Genomic DNA, 15,043 nt, shown 5'->3' on the forward strand with positions numbered 1-15,043 from the left:
CCCACCATGTCGCAAACGATCCCGCCCACCTCCCTCGCCGCCAGCACCACCAGCACCGGCCAGGGCACCGGCAGCAAGTGGTACGAGCTGATGGCCGAGGCCTGGGGCAAGGCCCTGGACAGCAAGGCCACCGAGATGGAAGGCACGGCCGACCTGATCAACGGCGGTGACGACCGGCCGGCGACGATCACACAGCTGACGGCGCAGTCGCAGCAGATGGCCTTCCTGGCGCAGAGCGCGCACACCGCGATCTCGTCGGTGGGCACGGCGCTCGAGACCATGGCCCGCAAGCAGTGAGCCGCGGAGCACGCCGATGACGACGATCGCCGTCCTCCCGCCCGCCGCCGCCGCGGCGACCGGCGCCACGCCGCCGGTCCAGGCCGGCTACGGCGTCTCGCTGACCGACCTGTCGGCCTTCAACGCCTCGCTGGCACGCGCCGGGCAGCCGCTGCAGGCGCAGCCGGCGCAGGCCACCGGCGAAGGCATGAAGCTGCTGTTCCGGCCGCTGGAGCAGATCAACGGCGAGGCCGCCGCGCTGTCGCGCCACGCGCGCGTCGCGATGCAGGCCGGCGCCGACATGACGCCCGGCGAGATGGTGATGCTGACCGTGCGCTGCCAGGAGTTCCTGTTCCACAGCCAGCTCACGGCCAACGTCGCCAACCGCACCTCCGACGGGCTGCAGCAACTCTTCCGCCAGCAGGCCTGAGGCCGACGATGCCGCATCCCCCCTTCCCCGCCCGTACCCGCGCCCGGCTGCGCCGCCTGGCGCTGCTGCTGGCCGCCACCGCCGCGCTCGCCGGCTGCGGCCGCGAGGAGCTTTACGCCCAGCTCGACGAGCGCGAGGCCAACGAGATGGTCGCGCTGCTGACGCACGCCGGCATCGACGCCGCCAAGCAGCGTGTCGACGGCGGCCAGTTCGCGCTGCGTGTCGGCGGCGGCGAGTTCGCGCGGGCGGTGCAGGTGCTGCACGCCGCCGGCTACCCGCGCGAGGGCCACGAGAGCCTGGGCACGATGTTCAAGAAGGAAGGTTTCGTCACGACGCAACTCGAGGAGCGCGCGCGTTTCATGCATGCGCTGTCGCAGGAGCTGGCCGGCACGCTGCAGAACATCGACGGCGTCGTGCTCGCGCGGGTGCATCTGGCGGTGCCCGAGAAGCGGCGCTTCGCCGAGAAGCCCGAGCCGTCGGCGGCGGCGGTGTTCCTGAAGGTGCGCCCGGGCGTCGACCTGGCACCGCAGATCGGCTCGATCAAGGCGCTGGTCGTCAACGCGATCGAGGGCCTGCCTTACGAGCAGGTGACGGTCGTCACCTTCCCGGCCGAACCCTGGCCCGGGCCGGCGGCGCCGGCCGCCGCGACGGCGCTGGACGGGCTGGGCCGGCCGCTGCTGTGGGCCGCGGCGCTGGGCGGCAGCGCGCTGGCGATCGGCGGCGGGCTGTGGTTCTGGCAGCGCCGCCGCGGCGGCGCACGGCACGAGATCGCGCCGCTGCAGGCGGTGGCAGGCAGCCCGCATGACTGAAGCGCCCGTCTCCGCCGCGCTGGCCCGCGCCGCACGCGCTGCCGCGGCGGCCACGAAGCTGCCGCGCGGCGGCGCTGCGCCAGCCTGGGACACGCTCGCCGCCTGCCCCGACTGGGTTCTGGACCTGCCGGGCAGCCGCGCCACGCTGCGGCGCCTGGGCGCGCTGTGGCATGCCGGCGCGCTGCAGCGCTGCATCGACGGCCGCCAGCTGCAGGCCGCGCAAGACTGTCTCGGCGCCGCGCTGCTGCAGGCCCTGCTGGACGCCGAGCTCCCCGGGCCGGGCGCCGCGACGCTGCCCGCCGGCGAGGCGCTGGACGAAGCCTTCACCGAATGCGGCCGTGCGCTGGCCCGCGCCGCGCTGCCCGACGCGGCGCTACGGGCCGCACTCGCACCCGCCGAGGTGGGCGCGCTGGAACGCCTGCCGCAGCAGGCTGCCGCCGCCTGGGCCGAGGCCGCCGAGCGGCTGCCGGCAGCTCTGGAGCTGCCCCGATGAGCTGGATGGCCGTGCACCTGCAGCCGCGGCTGAGCCTGGCGACCGACGCCCTGCTGCTGCCGCCGCACGAGGCCGCCGCCTTCGCCGACGCGGTGGCGCTGGCCGAGTCGCTGGCGGCCTTGCACACCGCCGAGTCCGAGCGCATCGCCGCGGCCGAACACGCCGGCCATGCCGCCGGCTTCGCCGCCGGCCGCGCCGAAGCGCTGGCCCAGGTGCAGGAGCAGGCCGCGGCGCAGCTCGCCGGGCAGGCCCAGGCCCTGCTGCACCGCCACGACGAGACGATGGCCGCGCTGGAGCAGCGCGTCGTCGCGCTGGCGCTGCTGGTGCTGCGCCGCGTCGCCGCGTCGCTGCCGGCCGACGAAGTGGTCGCCGCGCTGGCGCGGCAGGTGCTGGCCCAGGCCGACGAGTCCGGCCGCGGCGAAGGCCATGTGCTGCGCCTGCACCCGACGCTGGTCGCGCCGGTGCAGGCGCGGCTGGACGCCGAGGGCGTCGCGCTGCGCTGCCGCGCCGACGATCGCCTGGCGCCGCTGGACTGCGAGCTCGACACCCCGGGCGGGCGCCTGCTCGCCGGGCTGGAGACGCAGCTGCAGCGGGTGCAGGCCGCGCTGCAGCAGGTGGTGGCACGATGAACGCGCCGCCCGCCTGGCCCGACGCCGGCCTGCAGCGTGCGCTGGCCGAGCTGCAGCCGGTGGCCGCACGTGGCCGCGTCGTGCAGGCCGTCGGCACCATGCTGCGCGCCACCGGGCTGCCGGCGCACCTGGGCCAGCAGTGCCGCATCGTCGACCCGCGCCACCCGCAGCTCGCGCCGCTGCGCGCCGAGGTCGTCGGCCTGGCCGACGGCTGCGCGATGCTGGCGCCCCTGGGCGAGCTGCGCGGCGTCGCGCTGGGCGCCGAGGTCGAGCTGCTGGAGCAGCAGGCGCGTGTGCCCTGCGGCCGCGGGCTGCTGGGCCGCGTGCTCGACGCCTTCGGCGAGCCGCTGGACGGCCGGTCGCTGCCGCCCGGCCTGGCCGGCTGGCCGCTGCGCAACGCCAGCCCCAACCCGCTGGCCCGGCGCCCGGTCGACCAGGCGCTGGCCACCGGCGTGCGCGCCATCGACCTCGCGCTGACCGTCGGCGTCGGCCAGCGCGTCGGCGTCTTCGCGATGGCCGGCGGCGGCAAGAGCACGCTGCTGGCGATGCTGGCGCGCGGCGCGCAGGCCGACCTGAACGTCATCGCGCTGGTCGGCGAACGCGGCCGCGAGGTACGCGAGTTCATCGACGACAGCCTGGGCGCCGAAGGTCTGGCGCGTTCGGTCGTCGTCGTCGCGACCTCCGACCGCCCGGCGATGGAACGCGCGCGCGCCGCCGAGACCGCGACCGCCATCGCCGAAGGTTTTCGGGCCGGCGGCGCTCACGTGCTGCTGATGATGGACAGCGTCACGCGCTACGCCCGCGCGCTGCGCGAGATCGGCCTGTCGGTCGGCGAGCCGGCGGTGCGCCGCGGCTACCCGCCCAGCGTCTTCGCCGAGTTGCCGCGGCTGTTCGAACGCGCCGGCCACGACGCCCAGGGCGCGATCACCGCCTTCTACACCGTGCTCGCCGAGGACGAGGACGGCAGCGACCCGGTGGCCGAAGAGGTGCGCTCCATCCTCGACGGCCACGTCGTGCTGAGCCGCGCGCTGGGTGCCGCCGGCCACTACCCGGCGATCGACCTGCTGGCCAGCGCCAGCCGCGTCTTCCCGCGTGTGACCGCCGCCGCGCACCAGGCCGCGGCGCGCGAGCTGCGAGCGCTGCTCGCGCGCCACGCCGAGATCCGCTTCCTGCTGCAGGTGGGCGAATACCAGGCCGGCAGCGACGCGCTCGCCGACCGCGCGATCGAGCGCATGCCGCGGCTCGAAGCGCTGCTGCGCCAGGCGCCCGACGAGCACACGCCGCCCGCCGAGGCGCTGGCCCGGCTGCAGGAGGTGCTGGCATGAACGACGAACGCCAACGCCGCGAGCAGGCGCGCCAGCTGCAGCGGCTGCGGGCGCTGCGCGCCGAACGTGCGCAGCGCGAACGCGCCGAGGCGCAGCGCGCCCAGCAGCAGGCGCTGGCCGCGGTGCGCGCCGCCGAAGCCGAGTTCGACGCCCGCCGCCAGGCACTGAAGGCGCTGCTGGCCGCGCGCAACGGCGGCGCCGTCGCGCCCCGCTGGCAGGCCTGCGCCGAAGCCCGGAGCGCAGCGCTGGACGAAGCCGCCGAACGCGCCGAGTACACGCTGCTCGACGAGCAGGAGGCGCTGGACGCGGCCGACCGCCGGCTCGACCGCGCCCGCGCCGCCTGGCGCGAGGCGCTGTCGCGGCGCCAGGCCGCCGACGAAGCCGGCCGCGACGCGCTGGCCGCCTGGCGGCGCGCGCTCGAAGCCGCCGCCGAACGCGAAGACCCCGCGCCCCGTATCCAGACCCCTTCGTTTCTTCCGGGAGCCCCACGATGACCCCACGTCCTGCCCGCACCGTCTATCTGGTCGACGACAACGCCGAGTTCCGCAGCAGCGCCCAGTGGTGGCTCAGCGGCGCCGGCTACCGCGTGCACGACTTCGGCGATGCGCAGACGGCGCTGGACGCGCTGGACCGCCTGGCCGCCGAGCGCCCCGACGAGCTGCACCGCGCCTGCCTGCTGCTGGACGTGCGCATGCCGGGCCTGAGCGGCCTGGACCTGCACGACCGCCTGGCCGACCGCGGCCTGACGCTGCGCCTGGACCCGGCGGCCGAGCCGCCCGCCGCGCCGCCGGCGGCGCCGCCGCTGCCGGTGGTCTACATGACCGGCCACGGCGACGTGCCGCTGGCCGTGGCCGCGATGCAGAAGGGTGCGGTGACGATGCTCGAGAAGCCGTTCGCCGACGACGCGCTGGAGCAGGCGCTGGAGCGTGCCTTCGCGCTCGCCGAGTCGGCCTGGGCGCGGTGCCAGGTGGCCGCGCTGTTCGCGCTGCCGCCGGGCGACGGCGCCGTGCCGCCGCCGACGCCGCGCCTGCCCGAGCCCGACCCGGCCGAGACCGGCCGGCGCGAGTACCAGCGCCGGCTGGAGTCGCTGTCGCCGCGCCAGCGCCAGGTGCTGCAGGGCATCGTCGCCGGCAAGCTGAGCAAGCAGATCGCCTGGGAGATCGGGCTCAGCGGCAAGACGGTGGAGTTCCACCGCAAGTGCCTGATGGAGCGCATGCAGGCACGCAACGCGATGCACCTGCTGCGCATGGCGGTGTCGCGCAGCGTCGACGTCGCGGACACGCTGGTGGCCTGAGGCGCCGGGGCCGTGCGCCCCGCTCCTGCGATGCAGAAGCCGCTGGCATGCGGCAGGACCAAACCCGCGTCACTCGAGGTAGAGCCCCTGCGGTCCCAGCCGAAGGCCCGCCGGATCGACTCCCAGCAAAGCCCGCAGGTTCGCTTCGCCGGCGGCGCGCATATTGGCTTCGACGCCAGGATCTGGCGTCCGCTTCAATGCCACCTGGGTGGCGGCCAGGAACATGCCCAAGGTCGCCAGCTGGTAATAAAGATCCTGGCGATCCGCCTCGGGGACACGCGCGAAGCCCTCGTTGCCGCTCAGAACAGTCCGCATTTGCCGGACCAGCGGCCCGAACTGGCGGTCAGGAAAGTCGGCATTGCGATACGCCATCAAGGAGCCTGCCAACATCGCGGCCACTGCACCGGCCGTGTCGCCACTCACCAGACCGAACCGTGACTCGATGTCGGCCTAGCGCCGAGAAAGGTCGTCGAACAGTTGCAAAGCCGCAGAGCGTTGCGCGACTGGGTAACTTGCAGCGAGCTTGGCGAGGCTGGCACGTCGAACCTGTTCAGACGGCCGCAGCACTGTGGTAGACCCGGCGACGGGCTGTTCGGCGGCCGAGGTCTGCTTCAGACCGCGGGCCAGACCTTCCTCATCCCCGGCCTGGCCCGTCGCTCTTTTCATCAGCAGCGAGTAATTGAGCCGACCGATCACCAAGTTGTTGGCATTCATCGCTCCGATCAGGGTCCAGCTGGGAATCGACCCCATGGTCGTCTGGGCCTGGGCTGACGGCTGGGCCAGCAAAAGCACGACGGAGATAAGAGCAAGCAGAGCAGGCTTGGAAATAGTGCTCAACCAACGGGGTCGTTGACCAGCGTCTGCGTCTGGTCGCCGGTGGAAAAGAGTGTTGGACACCGGCGCGGAGAAACGAGGCATGAGGCTGCTGTCAGGCATTGTTCTGTCTCCCTGGAGTGGCTGAACAGGCACACGCCGGCCACCCGCCTGACGGGGCGGGCTGCCACCGGCGTCACGGATCAGTCGAGTTGCAGCCCGCCCGGCCCGAAGGAGACGCGCTCGGCGTCGGCCTTGAAGAACTGGCGCAGATAACCCCGCGCGGCCTCGCGCAGGCGCTGCTCGGTGGCGGCGTCGGGCTGCTGCTGCAAGGCCATCTGCGTGCCGGCCATCAGCATGCCGAGGATGGCCATCTGCTCGTACATCTCGCGCCGGTCGAGCATCGGCGCGTCGGCGAGTTCGGGCTGGGCCGCCAGCAGCGAACGCATCTGCGCCACCACCGGCGGGAAACGCTCGTCAGGGAACGAGCGGTTGTGCAGCCCCATCCAGCTGGCGACGAGGAACGACGCGAGCGCGCCGCCCAGGTCGCCGTGCGGGATGTCGAACTGCTTCTCGATGCCGCGGTAGCGCACCAGCAGGTCCTCGAACAAGGCCTTCGCCTTCGCCTGCTGGCCCGCCGGGTAATGCGCCGCGAGCTTGGCCGGCATCGTCGCCGGGCCGCGCGTGGGCACCAGAAGCGCCGCGGCCGAGTCGGGCTCGCGCGCGGCTTTCGTCGCCGCCCGCAGGCGCTGCGGCGTGTGCAGGTCGTTGACCAGCGTCTGCGTCAGGTAGCTGGTAGACAGGAAGTTGGACATCGGCGCGCCGTAGTAGGCGTAGTCCGGGCTGTAGTACTGCGCGGCGGCGGGGGCAGCAGCAAGCGCCGCCACCCACGCCAGAACCACTCCGGCCCGCCAGGCCGCCGAGCCAAAGCGTGGCGCATCGCCAACCACCTTCGAGGCCCGCGCGCGGGCACGCTCGTGAAACATCGACACGCTCCTTGACGGAACCGGGAAGGCCGGGGCCGCCCTCACGACCGGTCCAGGGTTCAGTTCACTATCAGTCCCTCGGGGCCGAGTTGCACGCGCTCGGCGTCGACCGCCAGGAACTGTTCGAGATAGCGCTTGGCCGCCTGTCTGAGGTTCGCCGCCGCGACACGGTCGGGCCGGCGGTCCAGCGCCATCCGGGTCGTGGCCATGAACATGCCGAGGATCGCCAACTGCTCGTAGGTGTCCTGGCGGGCCGGGGCGGCGGCCTCGCGCAGCTGCGGCAACGAAGCGAGGATCCGGCGCGACTCATCGACGAGCGGCGGGAAGTCGCGGTCCGGAAAGGGCTCGCCTCGATACGCCATCCAGCTGCCGGCGATGAAGGCGGCCACGGCGCCGGCCAGGTCACGAGGCGGGATGCCGAACTGGCGTTCGATGCCGTGGTAGCCCGTCAGCAACTCGGCGAAGAAACGTTCGGCTTCGGCCCTGGCCTCGGACGGATAACTTTGCGACAGCTGGCGCGGCATCCTGCTGGGGCCATCGGGCACCACGGTCGAGACCTGAGCCGCTCGTTTGCTGTCCGCGGAAGGCCGCGCGCCGGGCACCGAGGCCTGCAGGATCTGCTGGTTCAGCACGCCGCCGGTGATCATCAGCGGCGTGCCGGTGTAGGTCGGGATGTGGATCTGCGCCGCCACGGGCGCGCAGCACAGCACCGAGACGAGCGACAAGGCCAAGGCCCACGAAGCCCGTGTCCAGCCCGTGCACGAGCGTAGGTGCCTCATCGTGTCCAGCCCCGCAGGTCGCAGCCCAGCACCTTGCGCCGCCCGTCTGCGCCGGTGACGGTGAACGAAGCCGCCGCCGCGCCGACGCGGCGCGAGGTCGACGGCGCGACGTAGAGGTCGCAATTGCCGATCGGGATGCCCGAGCAGCCGGTCGAGGTGCAGGCGTTGGCCGGGTCCATGTCGTACGCGAAGAAGGCGCCATCGGGAGACCAGACCCCGTACGAGCTCAGCCCGGTGTCGGTCAGCTGCTCGAGGCCGCTGCCGTCGATCGCGGAGATCCAGAGGTCGGTCGACCGGACGCCGCCGCCCTCCCAGAGCACGTTCCAGCGCGTGATGATGCGCTGTCCCGCGGGGTCGACCCAGAGGCCCGCCGGCGTGCGGCCGCTGACGCTCAGCTGCGCGACCGCGGTGTCCGGCAGCGCCGGCGTGCCGATGCGCAGGCGGCCGTCGGCGCCGAGGTGGAGCACACGTCCGTCGGGCAGCCAGTCGGCCGCCGCATGGACACCCGGATAACTGGCCAGCGTGACGCGGCCGTTGAAGTCGATCGCGATCAACACGACCTGATCCGAGCCGACGCCCCCGGCGGTCGGCGACCAGGTGAGGATCATGCGGCCCAGTTGCCCGGGCGACGGCCGCACGCGCCGGACGTAGCCGTCGAAGGTGGCGGCGTCGACGCGCTTGCCGTCGCGGGTGTAGATCGACACCGTCGAGAAGTCGTCGTCCAGGTCATACTCGTAGGTGATGAAGTGCTGGCCGTCAGGGGTCGGCACGGCGGTCTCGACTCCGGAGACACGGACCGTCTTCGCCCCCGACAAGTCGGAGACCTGCAGGCCGTTCACCGCGTCCAGGCCGAAGAAGTCGTGCCACAGCAGGCCCGACGTGGTGACCTCGCCGCCGGAGCCGTTGTCGGGGTCGTTCCCGCCGCCGCCTCCTCCGCCGCCACCGCAGCTGGCGAGGTGCAGAAGCGCCGCCACGGCGACGCCGCCCAGTGCGTAACGCAGGCGTCCAAGACCCTGAGACGCCTTCCGCCATTCACGGCTATCGCTCATCCGATGTCCTCGCGGGTTCCGGTTGATCGAACTGAGTCCGATGCCAGAGCGCGGCTGGCCCCAGCGACCGGCTGCTGCCGGCGGTCCCCTGCCGCGGAGCGGAGGCGACCGGGTGCCGCACCGTCTCAGCGCGTCCAGCCGAGCAGTTCGCAACCCAGCGTGTGGTCACGGGCGCTGCTGCTGCGGTTGCGGACCTTGAACATCGCCGCGGCGCCGGGCGCTGCCGGCAGCGGGTTCAGATTGCGGCCGCTGGCCGGCGCGTACCAGATCTCGCAGGTGCCCATGCACGCCGAGCCGCTGCACACCGTCCCGGTATCGACGTCGAAGGCGACACGCTCGCCGTCCGGCGACCAGCGGCCATAGGACGTCAAGCCGGTGGCTGTGAGCCGCTCGAGCGCGCTGCCGTCGACGCCGCCGACCCACAGGTCCAGATCGTCGACGTTGCCGGCGCCGGTGTAGGACACCAGCGTGACCAGGTAGCGCAGGCCCAACGGGTCGACGGCGAGGTCGACGAGGCTGCGGCCGCCGAGGTTCAGCTTCGCCACCGTGCTGCGGCTGCCGCCGACCTGGCCGACCGACAGCGTGCCGTCGGCCGCCAGATGCAGGTAGCGCCCGTCGGGCAGCCAGTCGACGACGGTGCCGACACCCGAGATGCGGTCGAGCTCGCGCAGGTTGGCCAGATCGACGAAGACGTAGTCGGTCGCGCTCAGCGAACTGGTGTAGTCCTCGGCCTGCGACACCAGCAGCACCGCCTTGTTGGCCGGCGACGGTCGCAGGTCGGCCGCGTAGCCGCTGATCACGGCCGAGTACAGCGTCGTGCCGTCGCTGGTGCGCTTGATGCGCAGGACGGTGTCGCCGTCGCGCTCGTCGTCGTAGTTGTAGATGGCGTACTGCGTGCCGTCGGGCCAGGGGCGGGCCACCTTGTCGGCGTCGACCAGCGTCGGCGCGGCGCCGCCCAGGTCGGCGATCTGGGTGCCGTCGAGGAAGTCCAGCGCGTAGTTGCTGTGCCAGAGGCGGCCGGAGAGTTCGGACGTGCCACCGGATCCACCGGAGCCGCTGTCGTCGTCGCCTCCCCCTCCGCCGCCGCCACCGCCGCAGGCGGCCAGCGCGGCCGTCAGGAGCACGGCGATCGCCAGGCGCCAACGGGCGCACCATGAGCGTCCGGTCGGCGCGGAGAAACGAGGCGTGAGGACGCTGTCAGACATCTTTGGGTCTCCCTGGGTATCAATAACGGGGCATGGGCGACGGGGGCGGCGTGTAACAGAGAAGCAGCGGCAAAATAGTTGACCGTGCTCGTCCGCCCATCAGGCGTCTGCATGGAAGGCGCTCCCGGCCCCGCTCCGCTGCGGGATGGCCAGTCCGACACCGGCAGCAACGCACCCCACAGCCACGGTCAAGGACTCGTCCTCCGGGGTTCGAACATCCCGCCGCCGACGAGCCAATGCTCATTCCAGGGACAGCCCCTTGGGACCGAGACTCACGCGGTCGGCGTCCACTGAGAGAAACTGCTCAAGATAGTCTTTGGCCGCCTGGCGGACTTTCGCTGCCGTGGCGCGGTCTGGTTGCCGGTCGAGCGCCATCTGCGTCGTGGCCATGAACATGCCAAGGATCGCCAACTGTTCGTAGGTCTCCTGGCGGGCCGGGGCGGTGGCCTCGCGCAACTGCGGCAACGAAGCCAGTATCCGGCGCGACTGCTCAACAAGCGGCGGGAAGTAGCGGTCGGGAAAGGGCCGGCCTCGATACGCCATCCAGCTGCCGGCAATGAAGGCGGCCACGGCGCCGGCCAGATCGCGGCGCGGGATCCCGAATCTTTGTTCGATGCTCTGGTAACCCGTTAGCAACTCTGCGAAGAATCGCTGGGCCTCGGACCTGGCCTCGGGCGGATAGCTTTGCGCAAGTTGGCGCGGGACCTGGCTTCGTCCTTCGGGAACGAGGGTCGAGACCGGGTCAGCCCGGTCCACGTGGGCCGACGGCCGCGCGCCGGGCACGGAGGCATGCAAGATCTGCTGGTTCAGCACACCGCCCGTAATCATCAGCGGCGTACCGGTGTAGGTCGGAATATGGATCTGGGCAACGGCCGGCCGGCAAACGAAGCTCATCGTGAGAGCGACGGCGGCCGTCGGCATGAAGTAAGTCCAGAACGACCTGTCGACGTTGCGCACCGCTTCCCTCCTCGGCTTTTCCACTCTGACAGGTGCGGGATTCTTCTGGCCATCTGGGACAGAGTCGACCCCAAGGAACGGAAACAGAGGCAACGACTCGCGTCGCTGCCTCTGCTGCTGCGAGCTCTGGGTCTGCGCCGCGCTCAGCCCTTGCGGCCCATTGCGGTGAGCCCTTCACCGATCGACTTAATCGCGTTGGCGAAGGTGTTCTGCAGGATGCTGAACTCTTGAGACGTTGCCTGGAACAGCGACTGCGTTTCCGAGAAGGCTCGGGCGTTCTCCTGCTGCGCGTTGGTGTCGTTCTTGCCGATCTTCTTGCCCGCAGCATTGAGGTCGGCCATCTTTTGGCTCAGCTCCACCATTTGCGCAGCTTTATCGCCAGCGATCGAACCCATCGCCATGGCAATCGCCTGCAACCAGCTGCCGGCGGTCCGCTTGCCTTCCTTGCCCCTCGCTTCCTTGCTGTCCAGCCCCTGACGCGCAGACTCGACGATGCTCGACGCGAGGTCCTCGACAAATTTGCCCATCCAGTCCTGGACACCCGGGTCACCGGCGACGGCAGCATCGACGTCCGGGCTGCTCGGCTTCATCTGGTTGCCCAGAGTCTCGCCCGCCAGGTTCTTCACCATCTCGCCGACGAACTTGGGCATGCCGAACTGCTGCACCAACGTGTCGATCGCCTTGTTGAAGGCCTGCCCGATGGACTGGCTCAGAAGATTGCTCAGGCTATTGGCCACAGCCAGCGGCGGGAAGGCCAGACTGACCATGTTCAGCGCCAAGCCGAGGATGTTGCCGCTACCGAAGACGTTGCTCAGAGCTCCACTCATGTTCGGAATCCTCCAGAAGTGTTGACGGGTTGCGGGTCGGGGCTCGGGTCCTGCGGCCCGCTCCCGCGGCATCGGTGCAAGGCTCGTGTGATGCCGTACACGATGGGGCGGATTCAATCGGAGCCCCGGGCGCCGCGTAACCTGTGATCGCTCCTAGCCGGGCCGGCACCGCAGGGCGCAAGGCGCCGGCGCATCCGGTGACAGACGCACTGGGGACGATCCCAGGTGCCGGTTGCGTCGTGCTGTCGGAAGCTCGGCCCATCAAGGGAGAAAGAGCCTGCGCTCGTGCGCTCAGCCGGCACGACGACGAGGCCCACACCGATGCACGGACGTTTCCTGATCGCGCTGGCTTGCGCAAGCCTCGTCGCCGCCGGGCCGGCCCAGGCCTACTGGGGCACGGCCGACGTCGGCAACCTCGCGGCGCTGGACTTCTCGTACAAGCTCAGCCGCATCCAGATGCGCAACGCCGAGCGCGCCGGCCAGCGCGCTCGGAAGTCAACGCCGGCACCGTTGCCGACCGAGGCGCGCGCCCGCCAGACGGCCGCCCGCGAGATGGCGCAGGCCTATCCGGCCGCACAGCGCGAACAGGCCGCCGCGCTGTTCGAGACTCTGCTCACGAAGTACGGCGAGATCGAGGATCGTTTCGGCATTCGCCGCGGCGACATCGGCGGCGCGCTCGCCGCCGATGTCGCCGGCAACCTGATGGCGATGCGCCAGCAGCCTTTTCCCGACGCCCACTTCGCGGCGCTCGTGCGCCAGATGCGCGAAGCCATCGCAAGCGACCCGGCCTACCGGCGCTTGGACCCGGTGGAGCTGCGCCGCAGCTACGAACAGCTGGCCATCGTCGGCATGTTCATGGCCGCCACGCAGATGGCCCTGGCGCAGCAGCCCGACGACGGCCTGCGCGAACGCAGCGTCACGGCCGCGCGCCGCTACCTCGCGACGGTGATCCCCGGCGACCTGGACCGCCTGCAGATCACGGCCGACGGTCTGTCCCAACGTTGAACGACCCCGTCGTGCCCATGCCGCTTTCCCCCCGACGATGGCTAGCGCACGCCGCCGCCTGCCCGCGGCCTGCATCCCTGAACGAACGACACCGAACGATGGCCAACGGAACCAGAACATACGGGTGCATTCTTCGCTGGGCGCTCGGCGCCACCCTCATCGCCATGGCCGGCTTGGCCGCCTGCGGAGACGGCGCAGGCTCTCACGACGGCGCCAACAGCGGAGGCGGCGGCGGAGGCGAGGCGGCGTCGGGTCACTTGTGGCACAACTTCTTCCCGCTCGGCGACGGCACGGGTCTGTACGTGTCGTCGCCGGACGGCGCGCGCACTCGGCACATCGATGAGGCCAAGGACGCGGTGCCGACGCCCGACGGTTCGCACTACGTGACACTCGAGCACGACCTCAGCGCCGACACCAGCCAAGTCTCGATCAAGTCGAACTCGGACGGCCGCGTCGTGCACCAGGCCGTGCTCAACGGCTACGTCAGCAAGGTCCGCCCGTCTCCCCTGCGGTTGGGCGACCTGCTGCTGGTGTGGGCGAGCAGCGCCATCGCGGGCGACGGCGTCGTCACGGCGATCGACTTGCCGGCGCGGCGGACCTTGCAGCGATGGCCCACCCGCGCCGCGGCCGACTGGCTGCCCGACGGCCGCGTGATCTCCGCGGAACCCACCGGCGCCGTCCACGTCGCCATCGTGGGCCAGCAGGACAGCGCTGTCGGCACACTGTCGGTGCCGGGGTGGACGCTGCGCGGACTGTGGAGCGACCCAACCGGCAGCCGCATCGTCACCCGCTGGATGCGCTTCAACGCCAGCGGCGATCCGGCGGAGACCGATCTGTGGATTGCCGGCGCCGACGGGACCGGACTCCAACGGCTGACCCGAACGGGCCTGACGTCCTACGCGGTGTGGGCGCCCGACGGCCGGTCTTTCGCCTTCGACTGGGACCCGGCCAACGTGTGCACCGGGACCGCCTGCGTCGGTGCCGGCGGCTGCGAACTGCACACGGCGCCGGCGACCGCGCGCGAGGTCACCCTTGATCACGCGTCGGTCCGACCGATCGCCGTCACCGACGACGAGGGCCAGGCGGCGACGCTCGGCTGCGACCTTCTAGGGTGGACGCGCTGAGCGCGCAGGTACCTCAAGCGACGCCGTCCACGGCACCGCTGTCTTCCGGGCACGCGCTGTGGCTTTTCGCACGACTGACACCCGAGACGACGAACCTCGGGCCCGGCAGAAGGCGGCTCGCCGCGAGCCCCTAGGACGCCAGACATGAGGAAGCAAATGGACTCTCTCAGCCGCGTGATCCGATGGGCGCTGGCCGCGGCTGCCTTGGTGGCGGCCAGTCTGGCCGCCCGATGGGCAGGCTTTCGCCTTCCATCAAGACAGGGCAAACGCCTGCACCGGAACGCGGTTACCAGTGCCGGAGGCAGTCGGAACATCCTCGGTCCCGGGCGGAACAGCGTCACATGAGCCTTCGAGCACTGGGTCACGCGCTATGCGCAGCCACCCTCTTCGTGGCCCAGTCCGCCCACGCCTACTGGTGCTGCTACGGCCTGGACAACCTCGCCGGGCTGGACTTCCAGTACCGGATGAACCGCATTCAGATGCAGCTCGTCGAGCAGTCCGCGAAGGCCAGGGCCAAGACCCCGGCACCGCTGCCAACCGTCGAGCGCGCCAGCACGACGGCCGCCCGCGAGATGGCGCAGGCCTATCCAGCAGCACAGCGCGAACAGGCCGCACGAACCTTCGAGACACTGCTCGCGAAGTACCGGGAGATCGAGGATCGTTTCGGCATTCGCCGCGGCGACATCGGTGGCGCGCTCGCCGCCTTCATCGCCGGCAACCTGATGGCGATGCGCCAGCAGCCTTTTCCCGACGCCCACTTCGCGGCACTCGTGCGCCAGATGCGCGAAGCCGTCGCAAGCGACCCGGCCTACCGGCGCCTGGACCCGATGGAGCTGCGCCGCAGCTACGAACAGCTGGCCATCGTCGGCATGTTCATGGCCGCCACGCAGATGGCCCTGGCGCAGCAGCCCGACGACGGCCTGCGCGAACGCAGCGTCGCCGCCGCACGCCGCTACCTCGCGACGGTGATCCCGGGCGACCTGGACCGCCTGCAGATCACGGCCGACGGTCTGTCCCAGCGTTGAACGACCCCGTCATGCCC

Annotated in this window: 19 protein-coding genes; 11 read left to right on the plus strand and 8 right to left on the minus strand. The window is 71.5% G+C overall.

Annotated elements, in window-relative coordinates; genetic code table 11:
• The first annotated feature begins 6 nt into the window (after positions 1–6).
• Genes G5B56_RS09645 through G5B56_RS09680 form a run of 8 tightly spaced genes read left to right on the plus strand, consistent with a single transcriptional unit; the run spans position 7 to position 5,256 of the window.
• Complete coding sequence (locus G5B56_RS09645; RefSeq protein ID WP_009857263.1) at positions 7–297, plus strand: hypothetical protein; 291 nt, start codon at positions 7–9, stop codon at positions 295–297.
• 16 nt (positions 298–313) lie between these two features.
• Positions 314–706 (plus strand): hypothetical protein, encoded by a 393-nt coding sequence (locus tag G5B56_RS09650; protein ID WP_009857262.1) that lies wholly within the window; start codon positions 314–316, stop codon positions 704–706.
• 8 nt (positions 707–714) lie between these two features.
• A complete protein-coding gene (gene sctJ / locus G5B56_RS09655; protein WP_051141723.1) occupies positions 715–1,515 on the plus strand; it encodes a type III secretion system inner membrane ring lipoprotein SctJ in 801 nt (266 codons plus the stop codon).
• Positions 1,508–2,008, plus strand: a complete 501-nt coding sequence (locus G5B56_RS09660) for a hypothetical protein (protein ID WP_029718945.1) — start codon at positions 1,508–1,510, stop codon at positions 2,006–2,008. The genes sctJ and G5B56_RS09660 overlap by 8 nt, the downstream gene beginning before the upstream one ends.
• On the plus strand, positions 2,005–2,637 hold the full coding sequence (locus G5B56_RS09665) for an HrpE/YscL family type III secretion apparatus protein (RefSeq protein WP_009857258.1): 633 nt from the start codon (positions 2,005–2,007) through the stop codon (positions 2,635–2,637). Before G5B56_RS09660 ends, G5B56_RS09665 begins: the two co-directional genes overlap by 4 nt.
• Positions 2,634–3,962 carry a FliI/YscN family ATPase gene (locus G5B56_RS09670; protein WP_009857257.1) on the plus strand — a complete coding sequence of 443 codons (1,329 nt, stop codon included), beginning with the start codon at positions 2,634–2,636 and terminating at the stop codon, positions 3,960–3,962. The genes G5B56_RS09665 and G5B56_RS09670 overlap by 4 nt, the downstream gene beginning before the upstream one ends.
• Positions 3,959–4,456, plus strand: a complete 498-nt coding sequence (locus tag G5B56_RS09675) for a hypothetical protein (protein WP_009857256.1) — start codon at positions 3,959–3,961, stop codon at positions 4,454–4,456. Before G5B56_RS09670 ends, G5B56_RS09675 begins: the two co-directional genes overlap by 4 nt.
• Positions 4,453–5,256: a response regulator transcription factor gene (locus tag G5B56_RS09680; protein WP_009857255.1), complete on the plus strand. Its 804-nt coding sequence runs from the start codon at positions 4,453–4,455 to the stop codon at positions 5,254–5,256. The genes G5B56_RS09675 and G5B56_RS09680 overlap by 4 nt, the downstream gene beginning before the upstream one ends.
• Positions 5,257–5,325: 69 nt before the next feature.
• Here G5B56_RS09680 and G5B56_RS09685 read toward each other — a convergent pair whose 3' ends face one another.
• The 8 genes from G5B56_RS09685 to G5B56_RS09720 form a co-directional block, all read right to left on the minus strand.
• Complete coding sequence (locus G5B56_RS09685) at positions 5,326–5,679, minus strand: DUF6683 family protein (RefSeq protein ID WP_138938839.1); 354 nt, start codon at positions 5,677–5,679, stop codon at positions 5,326–5,328.
• 27 nt (positions 5,680–5,706) lie between these two features.
• Positions 5,707–6,093 (minus strand): hypothetical protein, encoded by a 387-nt coding sequence (locus G5B56_RS09690; RefSeq protein ID WP_138938838.1) that lies wholly within the window; start codon positions 6,091–6,093, stop codon positions 5,707–5,709.
• Positions 6,094–6,272: 179 nt separating this feature from the next.
• Positions 6,273–7,055: a DUF6683 family protein gene (locus tag G5B56_RS09695; RefSeq protein ID WP_310731948.1), complete on the minus strand. Its 783-nt coding sequence runs from the start codon at positions 7,053–7,055 to the stop codon at positions 6,273–6,275.
• Between the two features lie 59 nt (positions 7,056–7,114).
• A complete protein-coding gene (locus tag G5B56_RS09700) occupies positions 7,115–7,834 on the minus strand; it encodes a DUF6683 family protein (RefSeq protein ID WP_240920683.1) in 720 nt (239 codons plus the stop codon).
• The gene (locus tag G5B56_RS09705) at positions 7,831–8,883 is read right to left on the minus strand and encodes a six-bladed beta-propeller, TolB-like protein (RefSeq protein ID WP_240920684.1); all 1,053 of its coding nucleotides are present in this window, start codon (positions 8,881–8,883) and stop codon (positions 7,831–7,833) included. Before G5B56_RS09705 ends, G5B56_RS09700 begins: the two co-directional genes overlap by 4 nt.
• A gap of 125 nt (positions 8,884–9,008) precedes the next feature.
• Positions 9,009–10,007, minus strand: a complete 999-nt coding sequence (locus tag G5B56_RS09710) for a six-bladed beta-propeller, TolB-like protein (RefSeq protein WP_164963053.1) — start codon at positions 10,005–10,007, stop codon at positions 9,009–9,011.
• Between the two features lie 321 nt (positions 10,008–10,328).
• Positions 10,329–11,045, minus strand: coding sequence for a DUF6683 family protein (locus G5B56_RS09715; RefSeq protein ID WP_240920685.1), 717 nt, complete (start codon positions 11,043–11,045; stop codon positions 10,329–10,331).
• Positions 11,046–11,188: 143 nt separating this feature from the next.
• A complete protein-coding gene (locus G5B56_RS09720) occupies positions 11,189–11,872 on the minus strand; it encodes a hypothetical protein (RefSeq protein ID WP_164963054.1) in 684 nt (227 codons plus the stop codon).
• Between the two features lie 321 nt (positions 11,873–12,193).
• Here G5B56_RS09720 and G5B56_RS09725 point away from each other — a divergent pair, with 321 nt between their 5' ends.
• The 3 genes from G5B56_RS09725 to G5B56_RS09735 all read left to right on the plus strand — a co-directional run bounded on the left by G5B56_RS09725 (position 12,194) and on the right by G5B56_RS09735 (position 15,026).
• Complete coding sequence (locus G5B56_RS09725; RefSeq protein ID WP_009857247.1) at positions 12,194–12,877, plus strand: DUF6683 family protein; 684 nt, start codon at positions 12,194–12,196, stop codon at positions 12,875–12,877.
• A gap of 98 nt (positions 12,878–12,975) precedes the next feature.
• Positions 12,976–14,001, plus strand: a complete 1,026-nt coding sequence (locus G5B56_RS09730) for a six-bladed beta-propeller, TolB-like protein (RefSeq protein ID WP_164963055.1) — start codon at positions 12,976–12,978, stop codon at positions 13,999–14,001.
• Positions 14,002–14,390: 389 nt separating this feature from the next.
• Positions 14,391–15,026, plus strand: a complete 636-nt coding sequence (locus tag G5B56_RS09735; RefSeq protein WP_240920686.1) for a DUF6683 family protein — start codon at positions 14,391–14,393, stop codon at positions 15,024–15,026.
• Positions 15,027–15,043 lie beyond the last annotated feature (17 nt).

Origin of the sequence: Rubrivivax sp. JA1026, from assembly GCF_011065555.1 — a bacterium.
GTDB classification, from domain to species: domain Bacteria; phylum Pseudomonadota; class Gammaproteobacteria; order Burkholderiales; family Burkholderiaceae_C; genus Rubrivivax; species Rubrivivax benzoatilyticus.